Origin of the sequence: Pseudomonas sp. AP19, assembly GCF_001728855.1 — a bacterium.
Classification (GTDB): Bacteria; Pseudomonadota; Gammaproteobacteria; order Pseudomonadales; family Pseudomonadaceae; genus Aquipseudomonas; species Aquipseudomonas fluorescens.
In genome coordinates, this window is record NZ_LXJP01000139.1 from 1 (window position 1) to 1,317 (window position 1,317).

A 1,317-nucleotide genomic window follows, 5' to 3' on the forward strand; every position below is an offset into this window, starting at 1 on the left:
TGACCCCATTTTTCGTGTTAACCAACACGTTGAAACCTGAGCCACCACCCTCAAGCAGTGCCGAGCTTCCCGTCGTCATAGATGTCGGCAAGACTGCGTACCTTGGTCAAGTTGCCGGTTTGAATCACGATGGTCTTGGCAAACATATCGCCGAGGCGGGTTCTGGACTCAAGAAAAATCCACACCCAGTCGATGATCATCAGCACCCCGGCATTGCGGGTAAATGACTGAGAAATGCAGCAGCCCTCACGGGTTTTACGGTCGACGACCGCGATGCTCAGTAACCGCTTGCCCAGGCTCTGGCCATTGGGCAGTGCATCTGCGAGCAAGAGGTAGGCAAAACCTGCGAAAAACGCCGCAAGGAACCCGCCCTTGGCCGTCACGGCGGGGACGAACGCCGACAGCACCTCGGCGCTGAACTTGACGATGAAAAAGATCAGCACCGCGATGCCAGAGTCGATGATTCGGGCCAGCAGGCGACGGCCGATGCTGGCCAGAATGGTCGGCCGTTTAGCGGGGGCAATTGCGTCCATACGGTGTCACTCCGTCTTATGTAAACAGCAACAACGGCCGAGCTCTGCGCCCGGCCGCCTCAAGCGCTTTTTTAACTCACTTGCTTTCTTTTGCCACGGTACCCAACGACGCGTCCTTGACCAGATAACGGCCTTCCACATCGCTCAGCACTTTGAGGCTGTTGCGCGCCACGGCGAAGCCCATTTCGACTTCCTGCTTGAGGTAAACCACCTCACCGGCCTTGACGTTGATCGGCATGTCAGCCCAGTTTTCAGCTTTAGAACTGATCACGTGCTGACCCGGCGTCACGAAGAAATAAATGTACTGGTTACCACGGTTGTAACCCATCTCCGAGTCGGCTTCCTTGTCATCCAGGAACACGTTGAACCGCACCATCATCCCCACGTTGCTTGGGCGTACGACATACACCAGGCCTTTATCGGCGACCGCGGCCTTGGGCAACGAGTAGTTCGCCACGTCAGCCTGCATCTTCTCCACCGACGGCGTCGAGGAGCAGCCAAACAGCGTGGCCAGGGACAATACAACAGCAGCTTTGCAGAACAGCTTGATCATGTACTTCTTCCTTGTGGTGTGACGGTAGAGCGGATTGAGAGCCCCGGCGATTGGCCGGCGCGGGTTCTTTGATGCGTTTAATCATCGCCAGGGTGTCGGCCATGGGGATGAAGACGTGAAGCGTTGTGCGTGGGTCAGCACTTTGATGCCTTGCGTGGGCTTGGCCACACAACGTGATGAGGATAGTTTGGTAAAACGACACGTCCCACTCTGGGAGAACAATAGTGGTCT

The 1,317-nt window shown here is 56.4% G+C and carries 2 protein-coding genes; both read right to left on the reverse strand.

Annotated elements, in window-relative coordinates:
* Positions 1 to 50: 50 nt before the first annotated feature.
* The gene (locus tag A7D21_RS33990) at positions 51 to 533 is read right to left on the reverse strand and encodes an RDD family protein (RefSeq protein WP_069553853.1); all 483 of its coding nucleotides are present in this window, start codon (positions 531 to 533) and stop codon (positions 51 to 53) included.
* Positions 534 to 609: 76 nt separating this feature from the next.
* Positions 610 to 1,002: a DUF2846 domain-containing protein gene (locus A7D21_RS33995; RefSeq protein WP_169876735.1), complete on the reverse strand. Its 393-nt coding sequence runs from the start codon at positions 1,000 to 1,002 to the stop codon at positions 610 to 612.
* Positions 1,003 to 1,317: the final 315 nt, after the last annotated feature.